The sequence below is a fragment of the Armatimonas sp. genome (assembly GCF_964826245.1).
The window spans coordinates 1-23,746 of sequence record NZ_CBAYMC010000033.1 but is presented as its reverse complement, the minus strand read 5'-3'; the positions used below and the strand labels follow the sequence as shown (position 1 = coordinate 23,746).

Here is a 23,746-nt window from a genome sequence, read left to right as displayed (position 1 = left end):
GTCTTTGCCAAAGATATTCTGGAAGTGGGGCCAACTGGTCTGGGCTACTTGCGTGCCGCACCTGCCGTGGGGGCACTGATTGTCAGCCTGACGATTGCCTACCGTGCGCCGATTAAAAAAGCGGGCGTGGCGCTTCTCTGGGCCGTGGCGGGCTTTGGAATTGCGACGATCATCTTTGGGCTCTCGCGCAACTTCTATCTCTCGCTCTTTGCCCTTGCACTGACAGGAGCCACGGACAATATCAGTGTCGTGGTGCGCCACACGCTGGTGCAGGCCACTACGCCACGCCACATGCAGGGAAGAGTTTCTGCCGTGAACTCCGTCTTTATCGGGATCTCCAACGAGCTGGGGGCCGCCGAGTCCGGCTATGTCGCGCGCTGGCTAGGGGCGATTGTCTCGGTGGTGAGTGGGGGGATTGGCACGATCTTGGTGGTCCTGGGCGTGGCAACAAAGTGGCCGCAGCTTCGGGAGCTGGGGGCGCTGGAGAGCCTGCGTGCAAAAGAAGAGCCCGACCCCAAGGAGCCGGGCTTGTAACTAGCGTCCGCCCTTAGCGGCTTTTTCGTCTTGGACGAGCTTGTCCATCGCCGCTTTGAACTTGACCGGGTCTCTTTCCATCTTACTGGGGTCAATTCCGGTGACGAGGTTGCCTTGGGCATCTCGCTCAACGTCAGGCTTGGTGAGCTGCCTTCCCAGCACAACTCCAACGATAATAACAAGGAGCGCGATCACCGCGAAGATAACCCCCTTGGGAAGCTCTTGTTTCATTGGTTGAGTGGCTCCAGCACGAGGCGCACGAGGTCAAGAAACTTGCCATTCTTGAACTTGGCATGACCATCGGCAAAGACGGCAAGAGTGGCCCCGTTGAGGTTCTCGCCCGTTCCTCCAAAAGCTGAGGGGATCACCTGAGCATCTCTGACAGCAGCATGGGCACCGTAGGAGTTGCAGAACATCATCACGACATCAGCGGGCCGACCAATCGCGGCGAGAGACTGGCCCGCAATGAAGTGATTTTGGGGGTTGTTATCATTGTACGGAGGCCCGAGCGAAGGGCCGACGACTCTTAAGAAGAGCTCCAGTGGAGTCATGCGGGGGGAGGGAGCCGCTCCAATACCGCCGTAGGAGTAGCCGTACGAGCCGTATTGATTGAGCGGTAGGCCGCTGGCATCGAGTATTGGCTTGGAAGGCTGGAGGGTGGGACAGTTGAAGATTCCAAGGTTCTTGACATAGGGCTGAAGCGTATAGTCCATGAAGAGCCCCCGAACCCCATTGAGCACGGGGGAAGGAACCACGATCATGTTCTGGCTAAGACCTGTCGTATTGTTATTGTTTCTTCCATCTTGCATGAGCCAGGGATAGGTCTCATCATAGTCTTGGACATACATCAGCATGGAAGTGCCCATTTGTTTTAGATTGGAGAGACAGGTGGTCTTGCGGGCTTGTTCACGGGCGCGCGCAAAAACGGGGAAAAGAATTGCAGCAAGGATCGCGATGATTGCGATCACCACTAAAAGTTCGATTAGCGTAAATCCACGCCGTCGAGAGTGAAAACGTTGCATCTGAGCACTTCCTCCTGCCTGAACATTGGTTATCCAAATAACAGGCAGGTTTAGATTACGTAGAGCATCTGATGATTCCTTCGTGGCAATATAACTTTTTCTCTGATACACTGACGGGTGCTCCAAGCAGGTAGAGACCTTACCCGCTGGTATCCGAAACGACAGCTCCAGTAGATCGCTTTATACTCGTTCTCTCTGCTCCTTCTGTTTGCTCCATGCTGCACAATAATTTCCAGGTCAAACAGGAGACAGTGCGTCATGCGTATTTTTGTTGGGGGACTGCCCTACAGCGCGACTAATGATAGTCTGCGACAACTTTTCGAGCCGTCGGGTTCGGTTACCGATGTTCATATTGCCCAGGATCGCTTCAGCGGCGAGAGCAAGGGCTTCGCCTTTGTGGAAATGCCCGAGGACTCCCAAGCACGTGCCGCGATCTCTGCCCTCAATGGCTCCATGATGGGCGGACGCAGCCTGACGGTCAACGAGGCGCGTCCTCGTGAGGAGCGCAGCAGCGGTGGCGGCTACGACCGTGGTGGCAGCGGCGGCGGCGGTGGACGAGGCGGGCGTTACTAATTGAGTAACCCACCCTTCTTGGGCGGAAGACGTGAGATCGTGGTGGTCTGTCCCGCTTGTGAGTTCCGATCCACGGTGCCTCCTGCTGCCATAGGACGAAACGCTTACTTCTGCTCACGCTGTGGTAAAGCTCTCGATCTCCAAGCACAGCTTCGGCAACAGCTTCCGACGGGCGATGGCAGTGCTCCTGCCCCTCGCCGTGACAAAGGTACTTCGCGCTACAAAAGTGCGAGGAAAGGACGCCGGTAGAACGGCTTGCCCGTACTACTTGGCAAGGACGCCATCATGCCTGCGCCTACTCCAGCTCCCATCCTAGCCGGTGTGGGGGCGACGAGCGCCTCAGCGCGAAAGCTCTACCTCCCGTACAGTTACTTGCCGACCCAAGCAGGGCCAGGACGTGGGAAGATCACGTTTCACTGGTTCTGTGTGGGGCGGCAAGAGGCCATTGGCGACTATACCAGCTTGCTTCTTGGCTATCGTGGGCTTGCCCGCGATGCCCAGGAGAAGGCGGAGCGCTTAGTCGATGAGTTCTTTCGCGAGGAAGAGTTCCATCTCCTGCGAAGCTACTTAGAGTCACGACACGGGGTCGAGGTGCGAACCGCCATGCTCACCACGCCACTTGCCTCGGTCAAACCCGACACGGCCACACGCTTAGGGACGCTGCGTCCCTTCTATATAGAGCCCCCCGAGCAGCAGACGGAAGTTCTGCTACACCCACTGGCCAACGAAGAAGGATACACCCTGCCGTTTACGGTCTGGGGAGCCTATCTTAATCCGTCGCGCCCTGGACGTTAACGTTAGCCAGAATCGCGGCGCCACGCTCTGCAAACGCTGCAATCCGGGTCTCCGCAGAACTATATCCGGCACAGAGCTGGCCTTGAGCATCCACATAGCGCTCCGGGCCGCTCTGGTGCGCGGCAATCACTGCGGCTCCCTCGGTAAAGATCGCTTGAAGTGCCTCTGGGATCGGGGTGCCTCCCAGGCAGGTGGGCACCAGCGGATCCAGCGCAGGCGTGTTGTGCTCCGTTCCCGCCGTCACAATCAGACCCGCCTCGCGCATTGCCGTCACATAGCGCGTTAAGACTTCCGGCGTGTTGCGGGTAGGGATCACCTCCGCGGCGTAGATTCCATGAGCTTTTAGCGCTGCAATCAAGCTCTCCACGGGCTCCTCAAAGCCACAGATCGGGCTCGTTCCATCCGCGAGGGTGGGGTAGCACGGAATGCCTCCCAGTGCCAGGATCAGGCGGTAGGCATGGTCAAACCCGACAAAAGTCTCCTCCACATACCCCGGCTTTCCTGCCTTCATCCACTGCGAACGAACCGCGTTCGGGTCGAGGCCCAGGGTGTCGGCGAAGGCTTGCGCGACATGGCGCTCCTGGAGATAGACCGTCTCGACATCGCAGCCGTGGCGCTGGGCAAGCTCGGTCTTGAGCTGCTCGGCTGTCAGGGAAGCCCCGAGAAGATCGGAGAGCTTTGTCACGACTTGGGCCATGCGCTCGGAATCACTGCGCCGAATGGTAGACAAGAGCGCCTCGGCGTCATCGGAGAGGGGAGAAAACTTAGTGAGCCCCTTGCCGCAGAGATAGAACTTGCCAGGGTTGCCGGGGTCGTTGATCTTGACGTTCTGCGCCTGAAGCTCGGGCACCAGGCAGATCACCTCCAGGCCAAAGAGCGGAAAGATGCCCTGCGCCGTGGCCTTCTGGGCGAACGCCTCATAGACACTCCAGTCGTAGTAGTTGCTCGCACCCAAGACCGTGATCCCTTGCTCTTTGGCAAGCGCGATGGCTTGGTCTACCGACGTAAACGCGGAGTAGTTGGGGGGAAGATGGATGTGGGCATTGATCGAAGGGGTCATGCGCTTACTTTACCCTATTTTCCAAAGGGTATAATGGAGGCGCTATGCCCGTTGCTGCCCTCACCACCCTTGGCTGTAAAGTCAACCAGTACGAGACCGAGAAAATTGCCGAAGACTTCGCGAATGCGGGCTTCTTGCTCACCGATTTTGATGCGCCTGCCGATGTCTATGTGATCAACTCCTGCTCGGTGACAGCGGCAGCCGACAAAAAATCGCGCTACCTAGCCCGCAAGGCGAGCCGAACCAATCCCAATGCCATCGTGGTGATGACGGGCTGTCATAGCCAGCAAGTGCTAGATCATGGCGAGTGGGTCGAGGGCGCGACCCTGCTCATAGATAACGAAGATAAAATGCGGGTCTACGAGAAAGTGATCGAGCACGCCCCCGAAGTCCTGAGCTACTCGTCGTCGCCTGCCACCGTTTTGCCCGCCCGTGAGCGCCGCACCCGCGCCACGCTCAAAGTCCAAGATGGCTGCACACACTTCTGCGGCTTTTGCCAGATCCCCTACACCCGAAAAGTCAAGGTCTCCCGTCCCTGGCAAGAGATTCTCGCCGAGGCCGAAGGCTTGGCGGCTATGGGGACGCGTGAGATTATTGTCACGGGAGTCTGTGTGGGGGCCTACGGGGAAGCGACTGGCTCCGGCGGCCCAGATCTGGCGGAGCTACTTCTGAAAGTGGCCGATGTCCCCGGAATCGCCCGTGTTCGCCTGAGCTCCATCCAGCCTATCGAGGTGAGCGATGCCCTCATCACCGCGTTTGCCAGCCACCCCAATCTCTGCCCGCACCTGCACCTCTCCTGCCAGAGCGGCGACGACACCATACTAGCGGCGATGAACCGGCCCTACGATGCGGCGTTCTACAAGGACTTAGTGCAAAAACTGCGTACTGCGGTGCCGGATGTGGCGATCACCACGGATCTTATTGTCGGCTACCCCGGAGAGACCGAGGCGCTACACCAGAACACGCTGGCGTTTGCCCGCGAGGTGGCGTTTCAGAAAACCCACTGCTTCCGCTACTCGCCCCGTGACAAGACCTACGCCGCCACTCTAAAAGATGACGTGAGCGACGACGATAAAAAGCGCCGCCACGCCGAGCTACAAGCCGTCGTGGACGAGACCAACCGCGCCTTCACTGAGCGCTATCAGGGCCAGACCGTCCAAGTCCTCGTCGAGCACCCGGAAGGCGGGACGCTGACGGGATTCACGCCTAACTACATCAAAGTGAAGTTTGCTGGCCCTCTCGCCCTCTACGGCGCACTCGTCCCCGTGCGCCTAGACACCATCGAAGCCGACGGCAGCGCCACCGGCACGCTTGCCTTGCCTGAGGCCGAGCTAACCCGAGTCCTCGCCCACGCCCCACGCCCCAAGTACCAGAGCCTTTCTATGGTGGACGGAAATCGTGCAGGCTAGCCCGACGATTTGCACCAGCATCAGTAAATTGCAACCTTCGGCTAGGCTCAGGTATCCTAGTGAGTATGGGAATCTTACTTCAAGCGCCTCCGGCCATTGCGGCTCCGCAGGCCACTGCCAATAACTCGCTCGTCTCCGTGGTGCCGAATCTCTACTGGAGCGTCGCGGCGCGTGGGCCTCTGCTGATTATCGGGGCGGAGAAGTACAAGCAAGTGACGGCCCCTACTGCCCTGGATTTCTTTGGGGGTGGAATGGGCGGGCTCTTTGGCGCGATGGGCGGAGGGATGCCCGATTTTGCGGAGCTGATGGGGCAGAAAAAGCCGCAGCTCACCCCACTCGGGACGCCGCCACGTGAAGGCTGGAACCCTACTGCCATTGCCGCACAATTTGGGGCGCAGGTGGTGCGTGTTGGCGGAGTCAGTGTCCTTGCCCCGCTCCTGCTGCCCGACAAGTCCAAGAGTGACAGTCCCTTTGGTGGCGTGGATTTTGCCGACATGATCCAAGAGGGGATGGCGATGGGAGGCATGATGGGGGGGAGCCGCTTGCTACCGCTCCTGGCAAGCCTTACTCCCAACCAGCTGCAGCAAGCCTCGTCGTCGTCGGGCTTGCCACTTGCAAGCCTTGACAACCAGCAAAAAACGCTTCTCCAGCCACTGATGCGCCGCACCATGCCGTTTCGGTTCGATCGGAAGCCCAATATCCCGCAAGCGGGGCCTCTCGATCCGGCTCCGGTGATCCCTCAGAGTGACCAGAACCAGTTCCGCCTGCGCCTGACCCGTGCGCTCAATATCGCCCCCAGCTTCCCCGAGACTGGGGCGGGTGGCCAGGGCGCACGGATGAGCATGCGGATTGCCAGTGGGATGGAGGAGCAGACCGGTGAGGTTCGCAGTCTGGCGCTTAAAGGCGGAAAGCAGGCCAATCCGCTGGCGATGCTGATGGCAATGGGCGGGGGGCAGAATCAGAAGGGAGTCCCGGCACGTAAGAAACCAACTGACCTCAACACCGATACAGGAGCCATGAACGCAAGCGTCTCGCTGATGGGCGTGACCACGGTAGACGAGCTGGTGACTCGCATCGCCACGGTGACGCAAGTGTCGCTCTTTGCCGATCAGCGTGTCGGTAAGCTTAAAGTGAGCGCACGTGGCACCACGGCACGGGCAGGCGATCTGGTTCAGGCACTCTGCTGGGCGGTGGGAGGAGCCGTTCGGCGCATCAGTGATGATCGTGAGTCGGTGTATTTACTGACCGAGGAAGTCGCGATCAAGAAGGCCGAGAATCCCATGACGGCGATGATGGGGCCGATCTCCGGGATGATGCAGGACCAGAAGAGTGCGGAGCGCAAGGCGATGGATGCCAAGGCGCGGCTCATCCGGCAGAGAGTTCTCAGTGGCATTCCGCGCGGTCGGGGAGCGGAGCTTGGTGCCCGTCTCTGGCAGATTGCGGAGGCAAAGCCTGCGGGAGATAACAACATGCTGGCGGTGGGTGAGCTGCCGCCGGATCTGCGAACGAGGATGGAAGACCGCTACAAGATGTTCTCAGGAGCCATTGCCTCTATCCCAGAGGGTGTCCCTGGCATCAATAAGAGCGAGCCTCAGCCTCTCAGCCAGGTTCGCTGTAGTCAAGACTTGGTGGCGGAGCTCGTCGCACCCTCACTGGGAGCTGTGGCGACTCTGGCAAGCTCCGATGCCAATGAGATCCACCCCGACCTGCCTGTTCCCACCCCGCCCGCTTCCGTGGCGCTGCCCGAGAGCATCAAGCAACGCGTCGCTGCTGTGCCGCTCCCGGCGGACGAAGCTGGCGCAAAAAAGCTCGTGGACTCTGCCGTGGCGCGTGGCCTCACCGAGCTTCGCGTGGTGGTTCCCGTGCTTGGTGAGGCCGCGCTGGCGACTCTGGGAACGGTGGCAAGGGGAAAAATCGGTGTGGTCGCCGTGCTCGCCCCGCTGGAGCCCCTTACCCCAGAAGCACCACGGGATAAGTCCTGGGCAGGGCAGTCGCTCACCGAGTGGCTAGCCTCCCCGGAGAGCCAGAAGCTGATGAGTAGCATACCACCGCAGCTCGCTCCTACCATGACACGAATGATTGGGGCTGACTATCTCACGCCTGAAGGAGCTGATGTGACTGGGTTTGTGGCGCGGGTGAAGCGACTTCTGGCGCTTCCTGGTGTCACGGGCTACGCTCTGGAGCGCCTCGCAGCGCCGGGCTATCGTAGCGTCCAAGGGGGTGGCATGAGCGATGGGATGATGTTCTTCTGGCAAGGTGGAGCCAATAGTCGCGAGCGTGTCGCCTTCACCAAAGACCAAAAGTCCGATGCGGCGGAGCTTTCCGGCTTTAATTTCATGGACATGCTCAACCCGGCAGGCCCTCGCGGTGCTTGGACAAAGCGCACAACAGCACGCAGCGAGGCATTTATCAAGCGCCTGGATACAGCCCTAGTGCAGGCCAAGCTCCCGGCGGCGTCTGTTTTGTCCGGGAGCCAGCCCGCGCGCTGGGAAAAATGGACGGGCAAGTTTCCCACATCAGGCGGATCGCTGACCGCAGGCGCACGCCCCGCCCTCACCGTCATTTCCTACACCCAGATTCTCGCCCAGCCGGGTGCGTTTGGGGAGGCCAGCGAGTTTGCCGGATTCGATGAGCCCGAGCAGTTCACGGGAGTGCTCCGCAACGAGCTCAAGAAGCTCGCCGATCCCGAAGCTCCGATACGCTGGGACGGCCTCGTTCTCGACTTAGCAGATCAGAACTTTGACACTGCGCTTGCAATTCTAGAGCGAGCGGTCGCGCCCAAATCTTAATGCCGCCCCATGACTTAACGCCGCCCCATGAAATGGGGCGTCCCGTGGCGTTCCGCCAGAAAGCCCGTGCCGGGCTACCGGAATTCCCCCGCCGGGCGGGGGGTAGGGGGTAGGCACGGGATTTGCGGCACGCAGTGCCACTGCAGACGCTGGTTGTTAACCGGCGGCAGAAAAGAAGTGGCACTTACAAAACGAAAATGGTATAGTTCCGATAACTTCCTATGTGGGGAAGCTAATCCTTAATGGTTGAGGTAAATTTCAATGCAACGCAAAGCATTCACTCTGATCGAACTTCTGGTCGTCATCGCGATCATCGCGATTCTCGCCGCTATCCTTTTCCCCGTTTTTGCCCAAGCACGTGATAAGGCTCGCTCGATTGCTTGCCTTTCTAACACAAAACAGCTTGCTCTTGGTGTGATCCAGTACTCTCAAGACTACGATGAGCTTCTCCCCGTGGCGGGCTACAATGCCCAGTGCCGTGGGCGCTGGCAGTGGCAGATATTTCCCTATGTTAAGAACCAGCAAGTCTTCACCTGCCCCAATATCTCCCAGCGCCCCTGGGTTGCAAACACAAATAACAACTTCACGTGTCCTAACAGTGGCCAGACGGGTCTTGTTGTTGGGCAGAACGATAAGGGCGGCTATGGCTGGAGCTATGCACTACAAGCAGACAATGGAAACGGGGCATCGAGCTTGGATAATGCTCCAGGCTTTGCACTCGCCTCGATCCAAAAGCCTGCGGACACAATTATTATTGGTGAGACAGGATTCGTTCCCAACGTGGCCGCCGCTTCAGGGTGGGCGATGATGGCATTTGACCCACGCCTTACCGCAACTGCAGCGGGCTTCTCTCAGCCTGGACTTCTGGCACAGGGTCGGCACAATACCGAGCAGACATTTAACATGCAAGGCATGCCCGTTCCTATCCAGGGACGCCTAAATCTTGTTTTCCTAGATGGTCATGCGAAGAATCTGACTCTAGGTCAGCTCTTTGAGGTTGCGCCGGTCGTTGGTGGTGTTCCTGTTGAAGATGGTATTACTCTTGTGAACGAGAATGGTGTCGCCACGGCAACGCCTGGAACGATCGTCAACCACACGCGTCCCAATATCCGCTACCGTCTGCTGAATATCTACTAAGCTTAGTACTCTAGTGGAAGACAAGCCTGGCCGATGGTCAGGCTTGTTTTGTTTATTGGCGGTAAAATGTCTCGTTATGTCACAACGCTATCGTACGATCTTGCTTTTTGGTCGTCCTGGCTCCGGGAAGGGCACGATTGGAAAAGTTCTGGGGGCCGTTCCGGGCTTCTTTCACATGGCCTGCGGCGATGTCTTTCGCACCATTGACCTCTCTACGGAGCTAGGGAAGATCTTCGCGGACTATTCTTCGCGCGGGGAATTGGTACCCGACGATGCCACGGTCAAGCTCTGGAAAGTTACCTGCAATGCCCAAGTGGACACACACCGCTACCGCCCGGACTCCGATCTGCTGATTCTTGATGGGATTCCGCGTAACCTGGAGCAGGCCAGGATCATGGAGGAGCATATCCAGGTAGAGCGAGTCTTTCACCTAGTTTGCACCGATGAGGCCGAGATGATGGCCCGCCTGCGCCGCCGTGCCCTGCGCGAGAACCGCTTTGATGATGCCTCCGAAGACGTGATCCGCCACCGCTGGCAGGTCTACACCGACGAGACACGCCCGGTGCTCAACTTCTACGCGCCGGAGAAGATCGAGCGTGTGGACGCGATGGGCTCTCCCGCCAAGGTCATCCACGATATTTTGGGTCGTATGATGGGCTGGGGACTGATTAAGTAGGCTCCCTCCTCCCCCTACCCCTCCTCCCAACCCTGCGGAGGCAGGGCAGGGGGAGGGGAGCCAGAAAACCCCCTCGGACTCCCCCTCTTCCAATCCTGCCTCCCAGGATTGGGAGGAGGGGGCTGGGGGGAGGAGGGTACATGCAAGCAATACGTTTTCATCAGTTTGGTGGGCCGGAGGTGCTCCAGCTCGACACCGTGGACGATCCCATGCCGGGGCCGGGCGAGGTGCTGATCGCGGTGAAGGCCAGCGGGGTCAATCCGGTGGACACCTACATCCGCTCGGGCACCTACGGGCCACGTCCGTTGCCATTCACGCCAGGGCTCGATCCAGCGGGAGTGATCGAGGCCGTGGGCGAGGGGGTGACCGCTCTCTTTGTCGGCCAGCGGGTCTATGCCGCAGGAGTTAAGACCGGTGCTTATGCGGAAAAGTGTCTCGCCGAGGCTGCCCTGACCTTCCCTCTGCCCAACTCCCTCTCGTTTGAGCAGGCGGCGGGGATCAATGTGCCGTATGCGACTGCCTACCGTGCGCTGATCGGGCGGGCGCAGACAAGAGCCGGGGAGCGCGTGTTGGTACACGGGGCATCCGGGGGCGTGGGGATCGCGACCTGTCAGCTCGCACGGTCTCTGGGAATGCAGGTCACGGGCACGGCAAGTACTGCGGAAGGGCGTGAGCTGATCTTGCGCGAGGGCGCCCATACGGCGCTAGATCACACGCAAGAAGGGTATTTAGAGAACCAGAGCTTCGATGTGATCTTAGAGATGCTAGCCAATGTCAATCTCGCCCGTGACCTCACCGCGCTGAACCGCTTTGGGCGCGTGGTGGTGATCGGCAATCGCGGCAGTATCGAGATCAACCCACGGGAGACCATGAGCCGGGACGCGGCGATCTTAGGCATGACTCTCTTCAATGTCCCCCCAGACGAGCTCGCCGGAATCCATGCCGCGCTCTACGCGGGCTTAGAGAACGGCACCCTACGTCCCGTCGTGGGAAGCACGTTCCCACTTACGGAAGCAGCGGCAGCACAAGTAGCGGTAATGCAGCCGGGCAAGCTCGGTAAAGTCGTGCTGGTGGTCTAGTTGAACCGGGCCCGGAGATCGAAGTTGAGGGTTCGGGCGCGGTAGGAGAAGGCTGGGGCATCGCGGTCCGTCATCTGGATAAAGCGGATATCGAATGAGGCAGAGAGCAGGCTGCTCACGCCCCACTCCGTGCCAAGGCGGACTTCGTTGTTGCGGTAGTTGAGCGCGTTGTGAAACGCCGACGTCCCGCCGCCTGTTCCACTTCCACTGCCCGTGCCGGGATTCGTTCCCGTACTCTCGGGGCTGGAGGCGTTGAGGATGCGCCACTCCAGAAACGGAAGCAGAGGGGTCTCGCGGCCAGGGGCACTCTTGTCCTTGCCGCGCTGGGTAAAGCTGACGGCGTACGTGCTCCGTAGGACAAACGTGTTGGTCAGTCCCTGCTGCCCAAAGCCACTGGTCAACCCTCCCGAGCCAAGCCCACCACCAAGCCCACCACCAAGCCCACTGCCGATGGTGCCAAGGCCGGTGCCACTACTCTGGCTACTCAGGGTCGAGCCGAAGTTCATCCGGGACGCGCTGGCGATAAAGTTCATGCGCTTGAACGGCCCGGCGGTTGTCTGTAAGATATAGTTCTGGTTGTCTGAGTCGCTCGCATTACCGACATAGCTTGTTCCTTGCTTGCTCCACTGCCCCAGAACCTTGATTTTCTCGCTCAGCCCGTAGTCCATCGAAATGTCGGTAGTTGCGCTCTGGGTATTGTCGAAGCCGGGGATGAGTGAGAGCTGGTTGATGTAGCCGCCCTCAATCCGCAGGCGCTGGTTAGGCGTGAGCGAGAGGCGGAAGTTCTCTGAGCGGGTACGCTGGCCCGTGGACGAGCCCCCTAGAGTGTTGCTATTATTGTTGTTATAGAACCCGGAGAGATTCTGGCCGTTGGTCGTGTCGGTCAGGTCGAACTGAAGCTGGACTTTCTCCGGCACGGGCGAGTACGTGGTCGAGAACGACGTGTCCCGGCCCGAGAACTTCCCGCCGCCAGAGTTATTGCTGGTGAGGCCGATACTGGTTGCGAAGGTCAGGTTGGGGCGCGGGGCGAGGTTCAGGCGCACTTGGGCACTGTCCGATGACGAGTTCGTGGTGGTCTGGGTGTTTGTCCCATCCCGGAAGCCACCCAAAAGCCCCCCAGAGCTACCCGAGCTGCCCGTCCCCACCGTGTTGGTGTACCCATTGGCGAAGATACTGCGTCCTTTAGACTGGGAGCGGAATAAACTTGCCTCGACGCTTCCCTTGGGCAGATCGTAGGTGGCGGCGAGCTGATCGCTGATAAAGTTGGCCGCATTCGTGCCGCTCCCCTGAGTGGTTCCGGCGTGGGTGAATCGGACACGCGGTAGGCGCTGGCCCGTATTAGGAGTCCAGCCCGCGCCAAAGTTCAGGGTCTGGTTCTTGAACGACGTTGTCGCCGAGGTGGTTGGTGTTGTCGTGGTTCCGGTCGTGGTGGTGTTGTTCTGCGTGATGGTCGAGTCATTGACGGTAATATCGTAGGCAAGATTGCGCGTGGGAGAGTAGTTAAAGCTTCCGCGTATGCCTTTCTCCGCACGCAGCAGCGCCGCTGCCGTGGACTCGATGCTGGAAAAGCCCGGATCAATGTTACGAAAGCCCACAGTGCCGCTCCAGGTCGGCTTGAAGCGCTCGCCTGCGCCAGCAACGGGAGCGGTGGCCGTTCGCTCAAGAGCCTTACTCCCAAAGGTGGGAGTCTCCATCGCGACAGGGGCATCACCCGGCCCAAAGCTCCCATTGATGATCAGGCCATTACCTGAGGCTTGCTTGGTGATTCCCTGGCTCTGCCCAAACTGAACATTGAACCGTGAGCCCGCCACCGGAGAGAACTGGGTATCGAGCCCAAGCACTTGCCGATCTCCTCCGACTCCCTGCTGGGGCACGGGGGTGTAGTTCACCGAGAGCGACGAGATTCCCAGAAGCGCGGTGTCAGCAGGCAGGGAGCGACGGAGCTGGATAAAGTTGAGGTCGCGGTTGACAATATAGTCCGCATTGACTCCCTCGGTCAGCAGGCGCTCCTGATAGCGCACCTCCACGGGCGTGTTGGCCTGAATCGGGGAGGGCAGGCTATAGCGCGAGGTGAGATCACTGGAGACTGGAAAGTACTGGGTCACGGGCCGGTTGGCTCTCCCCGCACTGTTGGCGGTCTGGCGCAGAAGTGTGACTCCCATTCGTCCATTTGGCCCAATGGCAGTGGGGGACTCAAAGCGCATACCGGTCAGTATCCCCGCAGACGTGTTAAAGTTCTGTGCTTCGTAGGTGAACTCGATCGTGTCCTCGCGGTTCAGAATCCGGCTCTTCTTCATCCGCACAGTGCCGAGGATATTATCGAGCTCGTAGTCCTCGTAGGAGACCAGGAGCTGACCATTGAGATAGAGCTTCTCCGAGCCAGGGATAATCTGGGAGGCGTTGAGATAGTACGGCCCCGTCGTTCCGTTGCCCTGAAAACTACCCCGGCGTGTGAGAGCCCGTGTGATCGAGGCCACGGTCGAGAGTGAGCGATTACCACCGAGCTGCCTGTCGTACTGGACGCCCACCAGACGCCGTGAGAAAGTCACCAGCTCGTTGCCGGGCAGGTTGGCATTGACATCCCCAAAAGCCGCTTTCGTGCGCTTATCAGCACTCTCGTACTCAAATCCCAGCAGCTGCGCGAGGCTGGTCTGTGCCGCAACCCGGTTGTTGGTGAGGCTGGTATTGACCCGAACCGCGTTGAAAACACTGCCCATCAGGGTCATGTCGAGCTGCTGCTGAAACGGCCCGAGGCTGGTGGTGTTGAAGAACTGGTTGTTGTTCTGAAAATTAAACCACTGCTTGGCCGACGCACTGCCCGAGACCTGGTTGCTACGCAGTGTCAGAACCCAGTTGCCATAGGCATTGAGATCCTTCCCCAGTGGCCCGATCAGGCGCTCAGGGAAGGTCTTACCGTCCCGCGTGCCGCCGCCTAGCCCACCGCCCATCTGGGTGGAGTTCAGTCGAAACTGATCACGCTTCTTCTTCTCTTCTTTTTTCTCAGTCTCTTGCTTGGTTTCGGTTTCTGTCGTTTGCTTGGTCTCCGTGGTCTGCTTGAGATCCGTTTCCTGAGCCCAAGCGAGCCCCCCCACAAGAGGAAGCACGGCGAGAATGAGAGAGCGCGTGACAAACGTGCTCATGGAAACCACTCTTTGGCGATCGCGGCGGGGCGCTGTGCCCGAACCCGCTCTGCCTGAGCAAAGGCATGGAGACTCTCTCGGCGCGTGGCGCTGGTCTCTCGAACCCGCTGCATTGTCTCGCGCAGGCTCTCAGGGGTGGCCTCCGCGGCGGAGAGCAGGGCATCGTCTTGTCCCGCAGCCTTGGCTAGAGCGGCCACTTTAGGGTCGTAAGAGAGGGCGACAAACGGCGTGGCGCAGCGGGCCGAGAAGATCAGAGCGTGGAGCCGCATCGCCACGGTCAGCTCTGCAACGGCAAAGCGCCCCAAAACATCCTCGACCGAGGCTTGCTCGCGTCGCCAGTCAAAGCTGGGGAGATCGGCGTGCGCCATAAGATCATCGGGTAGGTGCATCGGAATTGCCAGCGTTGTCGGGGAAGCCGTGGCCCGCGCCAGAGTCTCGGGGGAGACACCCGGCCAGTGCCGTAGCGCCACGAGCGTTCCCGACGGCTGGGACAGGTGAGACACAGACGAGGGATTAAGAGCGAATGCAGGGTCGGCCACTACTTCTATAGACCGCCGGACGCCGATTTCCTTCAAAAGCTGTGCACTTTTCTCGTCGCGCACCGTGATGGCATCGGCCTGGTTGCCAATCACACGCACGAGCATCTGGGAGAGCGGCGCGTTGAGCGGCCCAATTCCCTGCCCCCACCAGAGCACGCGCTTGGCTTTCTTGCGGGCTAGGAGCGCCATGAGCGCATACCACAGCACGGAGCGGGCACTGGTCGCGTCTTGCAGGAGACTTCCCCCACCAAAAACAAATAAGTCTGTTCCCTGAAGCGCCGTAAGAGCCTCCCGCCAGCGCCAGCGATTGGCAGTCTGCACACCCGGATGCAGAGACGCGGTCGCGGCGGCATCGTGGGTCAGGACGAGCTGGGATGCCGCCGGGAATGCGCCTTTGAGCGACGTTCGGATACCGGCTAGCACCGCCTCGTCTCCAAGGTTATCGAAGCCGTAGTAGCCTAGAGCCGCGATCTTCACTCGCTGTCTCCCACATGGCTCACCCGCTTCCCGCGTGCCTCGATCACGAGAATCGCCACGGCTCCCAAAGCAACTCCTATCAGTGTCCCAAGAAAGTCTCGGATCACGCTCACCAGTAGGGGGATATGGAGGTGGCAGAACGTGTTGAGATAGTCCGTGACACCGATGACACCGAGCAAGAACAGCGGCACTCCCCAGCGCCACTCCTTGCGTCCACAATAGTACATCCCCAGCATCAACGCGGCAAAGAGAGTCGCCTTGAACCGAGGGCGAACCGGCAGAGTGGCATCGAGAATATCCCGGAAGCGCAGCTCAAAGCCGCTCACTACCGCTGCACCATCGTTGCCCGAGCGCAGCCAGAGCATCGCCAGGACAGCCAGTGCGCCCAGACCTGCCACCACTTGCCAGAGAAGAATCGGCTCTTGGAAAAGCCGTGCGAGCCGCTGCACTTGCAGGCGAACCTTGCTCCAGAGTTCCCTAGGGGAGCTCGCCCGGAGCTCCACGGCCCAGGCGAGAGTTGCGATCAGAAGCGGTAGATAGAGCGCCGCCTTGATCCCCACGAACGCATCAGCCTTGACCAGAAACACCCGATCCGTGAGCAGCCCGACCACCGCAATGATGCCAAGACTGGTGTAACCTAACACGCGCGCCAAGCGCTGAAGTATCACGTGAAGCGGTGGCTCTCCGTCGGGTAGGGGAGAGAGTAAGTCGCGCTGAACTACCGCAAGGCTTGCAAAGAGAATCGCGGCGGCGAGTGCGGCGAGCTTCGGCGAAACCACCGCCAGCGGGATCAGCAAGAGTGCCACGACAAAGACAAGCACCGACACACGATCCAAAGGCTGCGAAAGAACACCTGCGAGCGAATCCACAAGAAGCAGTAAGGCTGCGACGAGCCCCAGACCGATCATGCCATGTGCCCCGAAGGGAACACTCGCTTGAGTATAGGGATGGGCAGCTCCCAGCTTGAAACCACCACGCCGAACCGCCGTGGCGATCTGCTCGATGTAGCGAGTGTTTTCGTCGAGGGGGTGAGATTTTTCTAAAAAGAGGCGAATATAGAGCAGTCTGATATTGCGCTCACGGGCGGCAAGGGAGAATCGCTGGACACTATCGGGGATCGTGACATGGGCCATCTCGGAGCCGAGGATGGTGTGGACACGGATCGTTCGGTCTGCCGTGAGGCGGTGCAGCTCCGCATCGCCTTTCATCTTCGAAAACTCTACCGTACCGTAGTTAAGCTCCTGCGTGCGAAGCGCATTCGCGGTGGTTTTTACCTGGCTGTCGTAGCCGAGGACATCGTCACCCGCGAAAATGACGGTGGGAACATGCTGCTTCTCTAGCTGGAGGAGTGTCCAGCGGACGCTCTCCTCGGTTGGGTTGATGTTGTTGATCACCCGGCCTACCACTCCCAGTTTCGCTTCGCGTGCCGCATTGATCAGGCTAGAGTCAAGGCCCACGCCCAGGGGTTTAAGGCTCTGGAAGGTCTGTGGGATACTCATCCCGGCATCCATGGGGTTTGTGTTGCTAATCCCAGGCGGAAGGCTAATCTGACTGCCGAGGTGGGTACGGTTTTGTAGGGCAGCGACAATGCGATCAAAGTTGCGCAGGTGGGCTATCAAATAAGTGGTATGGTTGATAGCAGTCGGCAGAACCTCAACCCGACGGCTTTCCTCAAGGGAGCCCAGCGTGTCTTCGGTGATTGCCACGGACGTTACCCCTGCTTCTTTAAAGCGCTGGAGTATTGCCTGGAGTGGCTTGCCTTCAGAGGTCGCGAGTTTCTGAAGCTCTGCCATGTCTATGGCGAGCTCTACCGTCCGGTTTTTTGACTCCGCAGAGTAGCGTAGCGCGGCCCCGTAGATCCCTGCCAGTGCCCCGATTCCGATCATCACCCAAAGTACCCAGCGCAGCTTCTGCATCCTATTCCTTTTACCGCAAAGACGATCTTGCGGCGAGTTCTCGTTCTATGTCCAGCGTCAAGAGACGCAGGACGGTTGCGATATTTTCAGGTATTCCCTGGTTTTGTGCCACCCTATCTGCCCAGAGCGGGCTCCCGCGTTCTGCTGCGACCATGATTTCCGAGACTTGGCGCTGTGTGGCGAGCGCGGCTCGGATACTGGCAGCCCCAGTTGGCCCCTCGCCCGTAACGGCTTGGCCGAGCCGCGCCTCAAGGAGCTCCTGCCAGAGAGCACGACAGGCTAAGTCACTTTCAGGAACCAGGAGATCTAGGCGGCGCTGGTAGCGGCGGATACGGGCCAGGGCCAGATAGCGCCACCCGATTCCTGCCGCTTTATCGGCGCGCGAGAGCTCACTCTCCGCATAGCGAATCAGCCCTTCAATGGCGGCAATCCGGGTCCACTGCGCTCCGGAATCGAGCTTGTAGAATCGTCCCAGGTGCAAGTCCGAAAGAGCCAGGAGCGCCGCTTTGCTGGCCTTTTGAAGCGGCTCTGGCGTCCCTGCCAGACGACGGACGGCTTCTTGCACTTCTGCACGGCCACGGGCTTGATCGGACGTATCGCCGTCACGATTTTCTGGCACGAGATCCTCCCAGACCGGTACCGCGAGGCGCAGGAGCCGCACGGAGCGTGCATAGACATCCTGAATATGAAACTGGAGCAAGTAGGCATGGGTGGAGAGGGCAATAAAGCGAATATCCTGGCTCTGTGCTGTTAAAAGCAAGAGCTGCTGGAGCGTGCTGCTGGTAACCAGCGGCTTGTAGGTTGCCAGCAGGCGCTTTTGCTGCCCTGAGGTGGCCTCGGCAAGGGAGCGGCGCTCCTCACGCAAGTAGGTTGAGGATGGTGGCGGTGGGGCCAGTGCCAGAGGATCGCGTCTGCCCTGGCGCACGAGCTCCGCAAGCCCGGAGAGCCCACGGCGGTCAAAACCGGCGGCGACAGCGGCACGGCTATCCGCATCTGCTTCTCGAACGACGGACTGCTCCCTCCCTCGCTGGTTGCGCTTGGCTCCCGGCGGGTGGGTGGCGAAGTACTCTTCCCACTTGGCCATCGGGCCACTGGCCATGGTCTGAATAAAATGAAGAAGGCCCGCAGGGGCATAGCCTGCTGCGGTGGCAAACTGCAGGCCGACATCGTCGGCCTGGTACTCGTTGTCACGGCTCTGGGCTAGGGCGCGAAGTAAGTTCAGCACCACAGCACTCTGACGCAGAACCACGCTCTTGGGCCGCGCTAGGTTGAGAAGGAGCGCAAAGATGGCATTGTTTTGGAGCTGCTGCCACGCATGCCGCTTGGCGACGTGGCCACACTCATGGGCGAGCACTCCCGCAAGCTCATCGTCGCTGGTCACTTCATCCAGCAGACCGCGCGTGACGAGAACTTTACTGCCAGGCAGGGTGAGGGCGTTGGCGACATCGCTGCCCAGAACAATAAACTCTGGCTTGGCATCAAGGCGATCCGAGTGGGCGGCGACTTCTCTGCCAATCCGAGTCACCCAGCGGGTCAGAAGCGGGTCATCGTCAATGCCCGAGGCCCCAATAAGCGCATCGCTGGACGCCCTGCCTAAAAGTTTCTCTATCTCATTTGCCAGGGTATCGGGACGCTTCACGGCCCCTATTCTACCGGCTCTAGAGAGTTGTGGCGAGAGACTGCTGGATTCGTGCGAGGATGCGCCCGACATTTTTTGTCGCATCGTAGCGCTGCTCGGCATCGTGACGGGCCGCGACTCCCATCGGAAGCAGGCGCTCCGGGCTGCTCAGCAGAAACTCCAGGCGATCCGTGAGGGCAAAGCTATCCCCAGGAGGCAAGAGATAGCCCGTCTCTCCGTCGCGAATAATGTCGCCCGTCCCGCCCACCTGCCCCAGAAGAACCGGCAGGCCGGACGCGAGCGCTTCCATCCCTGCCAGCGAGTAGCAGTCCCCGCGTGTGGGTAGGACAAAGAGATGTGCCTTTTGGTAGAGAGCCACCAAAGCGGGGTCGTTCGGGCCGAGATCTCGGTAGACCTCCACCTGCGGATGGCTCAGGGGCACGGGGTCTCGGGTGACGATATGGAGCTTCCAGTTGCGCTTGCTTGTTTTCTGCGCCCATTCGAGAAGCAAGTCGCCGCCTTTGCGCACAAAGTCTCCCCCCACAAAGAGCAAGTGCACCGTATCATCCAGCACACGCTCGGGGGCTTGCCAGCGGCTTAGGTCAATACCTGGAGGGATAATGTCGATGTTGGCGGGATCCGCACCGTAGTCGTTGACCATGCTCTCTGCCGCCCAGCGCGACCAAGGGAAGAGAAGGCGGGCTCGCTGATAAAACGCGCGCCGCTGTGCCTCTTTCCAGCCCTCATAAGCCGCGATGGAGCTGGGCCGCTTGTTGTAGAGTGCTCCCATACTGTAAAGCTGCCGAGGAGTGCAGTCAATGGCAACAAAGTACGGCTGGCGGGCAAGGAGGCGTGCACGGCTGTAGGCAACCGCGGGAGCTCCAATCAAGAGACCGTCGTAGCGCTGCTTGTGAAATCCTTGCAGAAGCTGCTGCTGCGAGCGAATGCGGGCGACGAGACCACCGGGTAGGAAAGGAATCCGCTCCAGAAGGCCATGAGCGCGGTACCAGTCAATGACAATCCACTCGGGGTCGAGATTTGGCGTGAGCCGCGACACGGTGTCACGCCAGTTCTGGTACTGCGTTTTGAGGCCCACTTCAGTAGAGAAGATAAAGCCGATCCTTGGTAGGGAACTTGGGAGGGACGTAGGGAGGGAAGTAGAGACGCTCACTAAACTCATTCTCGGTAGTTTATAGGGCAAGATTCATACCATTCGTCGGTAAATTCTTCTCGCATGAGTGGTACAATGCTGGTTAAGTCTGCTCTCATTGAGAGATTTTGAGGAAAAGAAAACTTGGCTGCGACGTTTCAACTAGATATTGTAACCCCTGAAAAGACAGTGCTCTCGGGTGAGGTCTCATCGGTGCAGGTTCCCTCGATTGAGGGAAGCCTCGGTGTGCTGGCAGGACATGCCCCCCTTCTAGCAGAGCTAGGAGTGGGAGAGTGTGTGGTACGCCTCGCCGATGGCACGACACGTCAGCTCGTGGTGGCGGGCGGATTTCTCGATGTGGGTAAGGCGAAAGTCTCGGTTCTTGCCAGCACCGCAGAGTTCGATGACGAGATTGATGTCAGCCGGGCAGAGGCCGCACTTGTCCGTGCCCGTGAGCTCATGAGCGGCACCGAGACCGCAGATCGCGCCGAGATCATGGCAAGCATGCAGCGCGCACAAGCACGCATCCGTCTCGCTAAAGGCGGGAACGGGTAAGCCACCGTCATCCGTACAGTAATGAAGAGACACACATGAACAATAAAATCTGGCGCTTGACGTTTACGGCGATCTTAACGGGGCTTGCAATTGGGGTAGGTTTGTATGCGTCCAATCTGGTGTTTGACAATCTTCGAACCCAGAATGTACTGGCAGATAATCAGCGCTGGATCTACTGGCTTGTCTTTGGCCTCTCTAGCATTATCTTTGGGTTTGCGCTAGGACGCTTTATCTTCCGTAAGATCGAGAGTCTTGGTGACCAGATGCGCAAGATGTCCGCACGCGACAAAATTGCGATCGGTCTAGGCTTAGCGCTCGGGATTTTCCTGACCGTGGCACTCTCGGTTGTGATCTTTCAAGCACTGAGCCGAAACACGCCGATGGCCGTGGCGATTGTTCTACTGACGGGAGTGATCCTCAGCTATCTGACCACGGCGGCAGCGCTCTCGATGCGAGAAGAGCTACACTTTTACATGCCCCCTGCGCCCAAAGAAGACGTGGAAGAAGCACTTCCCGTGGTGTCGTTTAAGATTCTGGATACCAATGTCATCATTGATGGTCGGATCGCGGACATTGCGCGGGCAGGGTTTGTCGAGGGGACGATCTATATCCCCGGCTTCGTGCTTGATGAGCTTCAGCATATCGCAGACTCCTCCGATGGCCTCAAGCGCGCTCGGGGACGGCGTGGGCTGGACATTCTCAACCAGATGCAAAAAGAGCTGACTCTTGTCGTGCGTAGCTACGATAAGATGGCCCCCGAGAAAGAAGAAGTGGACTCGCGGCTTGTCAAGCTGGCCAAAGCGCTCAATGGCTCGCTGGTGACCAATGACTTCAATCTCAATAAAGTCGCCGAGCTTCAGGGGGTCCCTGTTCTGAACATCAATGAGCTAGCGAACGCTCTCAAGCCGATCGTGCTCCCGGGTGAAGAGATGCGAGTGGCGGTTGTCAAAGAAGGCCGCGAGCAGCACCAGGGAATTGGCTATCTCGACGATGGCACGATGATCGTGATCGAAGGGGGCCGAAAGGCGCTGGGTGAGACCGCCGATGTCATTGTCTCCTCGCTCCTCCAGACCACGGCAGGGAAGATGATCTTTGCTCACATGCGTGAGGACGATGGCGGCGCGGACTACGATCGCAATATCCGCTCCTACACCCGAGGGCCACGCACACCCACGAGAACACACCGCTCGTAGCGACTGCTTTACCATCATGAGAGTCCAGCCTGCCGTGACCGCACTCCTCCCCGCCGCTGGGCGGGGGGAGCGCTTTGGTGGCGAGCAGAATAAAATTTTTTCCGATCTTTTGGGGCAGCCTATTCTCGCTTGGACTCTGGAGGCTTTTGCCCAGTGCGACGAGATTGCGCGAATCGTGCTGGTTGGCAGTGAAGGCGACTCCGACAGGCTCTGGGAGCTTGGCGAGCAGTATGCGAAGGATAAGCTTCAGGCTGTTGTGTTAGGCGGTAGTAGTCGCCAGGAAAGTGTCCGACGCGGCCTTGATGCCATCAGCACCGAGTACGTTCTCGTGCACGATGCAGCCCGCTGCTGCATTACACCCGAGCTGGTCGCCGAGGCCGTCGGCGCGACCCGGATTCATCAGGCCATGACGGTCGTTCGCATCGTGACAGATACCCTCATGCGCCGCAGTGGGGAGCTCGTGGATCGGAAAGACCTCATGGCGGTGGAGACACCTCAGGGCTTCCAGACGGACTTGCTACGCCGGGCACATCTCTCAGCCCGCACGGAAGGCTTTGTCGCCACCGACGATGCAAGCCTGATCCGGCGACTGGGGCGGGGGGTGTATCTCCTAGAGAGCACCGTACCCAATCCCAAGATCACCTATGCCGACGACCTACGAATCGCCGTTGCACTGCTCTCGTCGCGAACCCTTCCTCAGCCGGTTGCCCCCACGCCAAGCGAGTAGAGATGGCTGCTGGTTCGGACAAAGATTGACTTTCCGACAAAGGCAGGGGACGCATGGCACCCCGCTTCCAGCTCGTTCTGCGCGACGATTTCAAGCGTGCGTCCGGGCCTGACGACCCAGGCTTTTCCACGCTCATTGAAGAGATAGATCAGCCCTTGGGCATAGACCGGCGAGGCATAAAACCGTCCCCCAAGCCGCTCCTTAAAGACCTCTTTGCCTGTTGCCACTTCTAGGCACGTGAACATGTCTGAGTCTGCGACAAAAAACAAAAGATCACCGACTAACACAGGTGAGCTGAGAATCGGGACGCCTCGGCTGAAGCGCCAGACAATGTCCTCGGCTGTCGGGCCACTGGGCCGGTCTGTTTTCACTGCCCAGAGCTCAGGGCGATTGAAGCCTGTGTTGAGAAAGAGCAGGCCCTTGCCAAAGATCGGGCGTGAGGCGTTTGAGAACCCTGTGTGCGGCAGCCGCCAAAGCTCTTTGCCGGTTTTCGGATCGTAGCCACACGCAGCTCGCGCCCCGACGCTCACGAGCTCTTGCCGCTTGCCTCGCGTGTAGAGATACGGCGTGGTGAATGCCTTCTTTTGCTCTCCATCATCGGTGCCAAAGCTCGTGTTGCGCTCTGTCTTCCAGAGCGTTTTTCCGGTGCGGCTGTCGAGGGCGATTAAATACTGAACATCCATGCCATCGTAGGTCAGGATCAGAGAGTTCTCGAAGAGAAACGGGGATGAACCGGGGCCTTGCGAGTGCTCGCAGTTGAGATCCCGGCGTGTCCAGAGGGTCTCATAGGTCTTGGTGTCAAGGCAAGCGGTGCCAAATGTCCCAAAGTGAATAAAGACGCGGCCTTTCTCAATGACGGGGGAAGGGGAGGCGTAGGTATTGTTGGAGAGCGGAACGTACTGCGGCTTCTCGTTGCGGAAGACGGCGATTTTTTTGAGGAGCTTCCCTGAATCACGGTCAAAGCAGAGTGCGGATTGCTCTTTGCCGTTCATGGTCGCACATGTCAGCCAGACTTGCTTGCCCCAAACCACGGGCGATGACCAGCCCGTCTCAGGAAGAGGAGTTTTCCACTGGACATTTTTGGTCTCACTCCACTCTTTGGGGACGCCCAGCACCGGACTGTGTCCATCAAATCGGGGGCCACGGAAGTCGGGCCAGCTATCGTCTTTTTGCAGCATGGTGTAGTATAACGGAAAAATGGACCGTCGTACATTCGCCCTGGGGCTGATCTCCCTACCCCGCCTTACGTTAGAGGAGCTGCCCGCGATCCATGCGGCGGCGATCGCGGGGAATATAGACGAGATCAAGCGACTACTTGCGGGGGATGCAGGGCGCGTCAATAGCCGTGATGACAAGG

General features: G+C 59.3%; 20 protein-coding genes. 11 read left to right on the top strand and 9 right to left on the bottom strand.

Going from position 1 to position 23,746, the window contains the following annotated elements; genetic code table 11:
- Positions 1-534: MFS transporter (locus tag AC1XOS_RS05175; RefSeq protein ID WP_481961156.1), on the top strand; the 534-nt coding region annotated here is incomplete at its 5' end.
- On the opposite strand, the gene AC1XOS_RS05170 is transcribed toward AC1XOS_RS05175, so the two are convergent.
- On the bottom strand, positions 535-765 hold the full coding sequence (locus AC1XOS_RS05170; protein ID WP_481961155.1) for a hypothetical protein: 231 nt from the start codon (positions 763-765) through the stop codon (positions 535-537).
- A complete protein-coding gene (locus tag AC1XOS_RS05165; protein WP_481961154.1) occupies positions 762-1,556 on the bottom strand; it encodes a type II secretion system protein in 795 nt (264 codons plus the stop codon). The genes AC1XOS_RS05170 and AC1XOS_RS05165 overlap by 4 nt, the downstream gene beginning before the upstream one ends.
- A 258-nt stretch (positions 1,557-1,814) precedes the next feature.
- Here AC1XOS_RS05165 and AC1XOS_RS05160 point away from each other — a divergent pair, with 258 nt between their 5' ends.
- Entirely contained in the window at positions 1,815-2,129 is a 315-nt protein-coding gene (locus AC1XOS_RS05160; RefSeq protein WP_481961153.1) for an RNA recognition motif domain-containing protein, read from the top strand.
- A 255-nt stretch (positions 2,130-2,384) separates the two neighbouring features.
- Complete coding sequence (locus tag AC1XOS_RS05155; RefSeq protein ID WP_481961152.1) at positions 2,385-2,924, top strand: hypothetical protein; 540 nt, start codon at positions 2,385-2,387, stop codon at positions 2,922-2,924.
- Here the strand turns inward: AC1XOS_RS05155 and AC1XOS_RS05150 are convergent.
- Positions 2,899-3,984 carry a hypothetical protein gene (locus AC1XOS_RS05150; protein ID WP_481961151.1) on the bottom strand — a complete coding sequence of 362 codons (1,086 nt, stop codon included), beginning with the start codon at positions 3,982-3,984 and terminating at the stop codon, positions 2,899-2,901. The two genes, AC1XOS_RS05155 and AC1XOS_RS05150, sit on opposite strands and share 26 nt — an antisense overlap.
- Before the next feature lie 44 nt (positions 3,985-4,028).
- Here AC1XOS_RS05150 and mtaB point away from each other — a divergent pair, with 44 nt between their 5' ends.
- From mtaB to AC1XOS_RS05125, 5 genes are all read left to right on the top strand, one after another.
- On the top strand, positions 4,029-5,393 hold the full coding sequence (mtaB, locus tag AC1XOS_RS05145) for a tRNA (N(6)-L-threonylcarbamoyladenosine(37)-C(2))-methylthiotransferase MtaB (RefSeq protein WP_481961150.1): 1,365 nt from the start codon (positions 4,029-4,031) through the stop codon (positions 5,391-5,393).
- A 65-nt stretch (positions 5,394-5,458) separates the two neighbouring features.
- Complete coding sequence (locus AC1XOS_RS05140; RefSeq protein ID WP_481961149.1) at positions 5,459-8,182, top strand: hypothetical protein; 2,724 nt, start codon at positions 5,459-5,461, stop codon at positions 8,180-8,182.
- Positions 8,183-8,443: 261 nt separating this feature from the next.
- Complete coding sequence (locus tag AC1XOS_RS05135; RefSeq protein ID WP_481961148.1) at positions 8,444-9,319, top strand: DUF1559 family PulG-like putative transporter; 876 nt, start codon at positions 8,444-8,446, stop codon at positions 9,317-9,319.
- Between the two features lie 76 nt (positions 9,320-9,395).
- Positions 9,396-9,995, top strand: a complete 600-nt coding sequence (locus AC1XOS_RS05130) for an adenylate kinase family protein (protein ID WP_481961147.1) — start codon at positions 9,396-9,398, stop codon at positions 9,993-9,995.
- Positions 9,996-10,135: 140 nt separating this feature from the next.
- Positions 10,136-11,074, top strand: coding sequence for an NADPH:quinone reductase (locus tag AC1XOS_RS05125; protein WP_481961146.1), 939 nt, complete (start codon positions 10,136-10,138; stop codon positions 11,072-11,074).
- Here AC1XOS_RS05125 and AC1XOS_RS05120 read toward each other — a convergent pair.
- From AC1XOS_RS05120 to AC1XOS_RS05100, 5 genes are read right to left on the bottom strand one after another with little or no spacing between them, the layout of a single operon-like run.
- On the bottom strand, positions 11,071-14,214 hold the full coding sequence (locus AC1XOS_RS05120) for a hypothetical protein (protein WP_481961145.1): 3,144 nt from the start codon (positions 14,212-14,214) through the stop codon (positions 11,071-11,073). The genes AC1XOS_RS05125 and AC1XOS_RS05120 overlap by 4 nt on opposite strands.
- Complete coding sequence (gene csaB, locus AC1XOS_RS05115; protein ID WP_481961144.1) at positions 14,211-15,230, bottom strand: polysaccharide pyruvyl transferase CsaB; 1,020 nt, start codon at positions 15,228-15,230, stop codon at positions 14,211-14,213. The genes AC1XOS_RS05120 and csaB overlap by 4 nt, the downstream gene beginning before the upstream one ends.
- Positions 15,227-17,146, bottom strand: a complete 1,920-nt coding sequence (locus AC1XOS_RS05110) for a DUF5693 family protein (RefSeq protein WP_481961143.1) — start codon at positions 17,144-17,146, stop codon at positions 15,227-15,229. Before AC1XOS_RS05110 ends, csaB begins: the two co-directional genes overlap by 4 nt.
- A 10-nt stretch (positions 17,147-17,156) precedes the next feature.
- On the bottom strand, positions 17,157-18,785 hold the full coding sequence (locus AC1XOS_RS05105) for a M48 family metalloprotease (RefSeq protein WP_481961142.1): 1,629 nt from the start codon (positions 18,783-18,785) through the stop codon (positions 17,157-17,159).
- Positions 18,786-18,804: 19 nt separating this feature from the next.
- Positions 18,805-19,860 carry a glycosyltransferase family 4 protein gene (locus AC1XOS_RS05100; RefSeq protein ID WP_481961141.1) on the bottom strand — a complete coding sequence of 352 codons (1,056 nt, stop codon included), beginning with the start codon at positions 19,858-19,860 and terminating at the stop codon, positions 18,805-18,807.
- Between the two features lie 198 nt (positions 19,861-20,058).
- On the opposite strand from AC1XOS_RS05100, the gene atpC reads away from it, so the two are divergent.
- From atpC to ispD, 3 genes are read left to right on the top strand one after another with little or no spacing between them, the layout of a single operon-like run.
- On the top strand, positions 20,059-20,469 hold the full coding sequence (atpC, locus tag AC1XOS_RS05095; RefSeq protein ID WP_481961140.1) for an ATP synthase F1 subunit epsilon: 411 nt from the start codon (positions 20,059-20,061) through the stop codon (positions 20,467-20,469).
- Between the two features lie 35 nt (positions 20,470-20,504).
- Positions 20,505-21,662 (top strand): PIN/TRAM domain-containing protein, encoded by a 1,158-nt coding sequence (locus AC1XOS_RS05090; RefSeq protein WP_481961139.1) that lies wholly within the window; start codon positions 20,505-20,507, stop codon positions 21,660-21,662.
- A 16-nt stretch (positions 21,663-21,678) separates the two neighbouring features.
- A complete protein-coding gene (gene ispD, locus AC1XOS_RS05085; protein ID WP_481961138.1) occupies positions 21,679-22,389 on the top strand; it encodes a 2-C-methyl-D-erythritol 4-phosphate cytidylyltransferase in 711 nt (236 codons plus the stop codon).
- Here the strand turns inward: ispD and AC1XOS_RS05080 are convergent.
- Positions 22,359-23,567, bottom strand: coding sequence for an outer membrane protein assembly factor BamB family protein (locus tag AC1XOS_RS05080; protein WP_481961137.1), 1,209 nt, complete (start codon positions 23,565-23,567; stop codon positions 22,359-22,361). The genes ispD and AC1XOS_RS05080 overlap by 31 nt on opposite strands.
- Positions 23,568-23,746 lie beyond the last annotated feature (179 nt).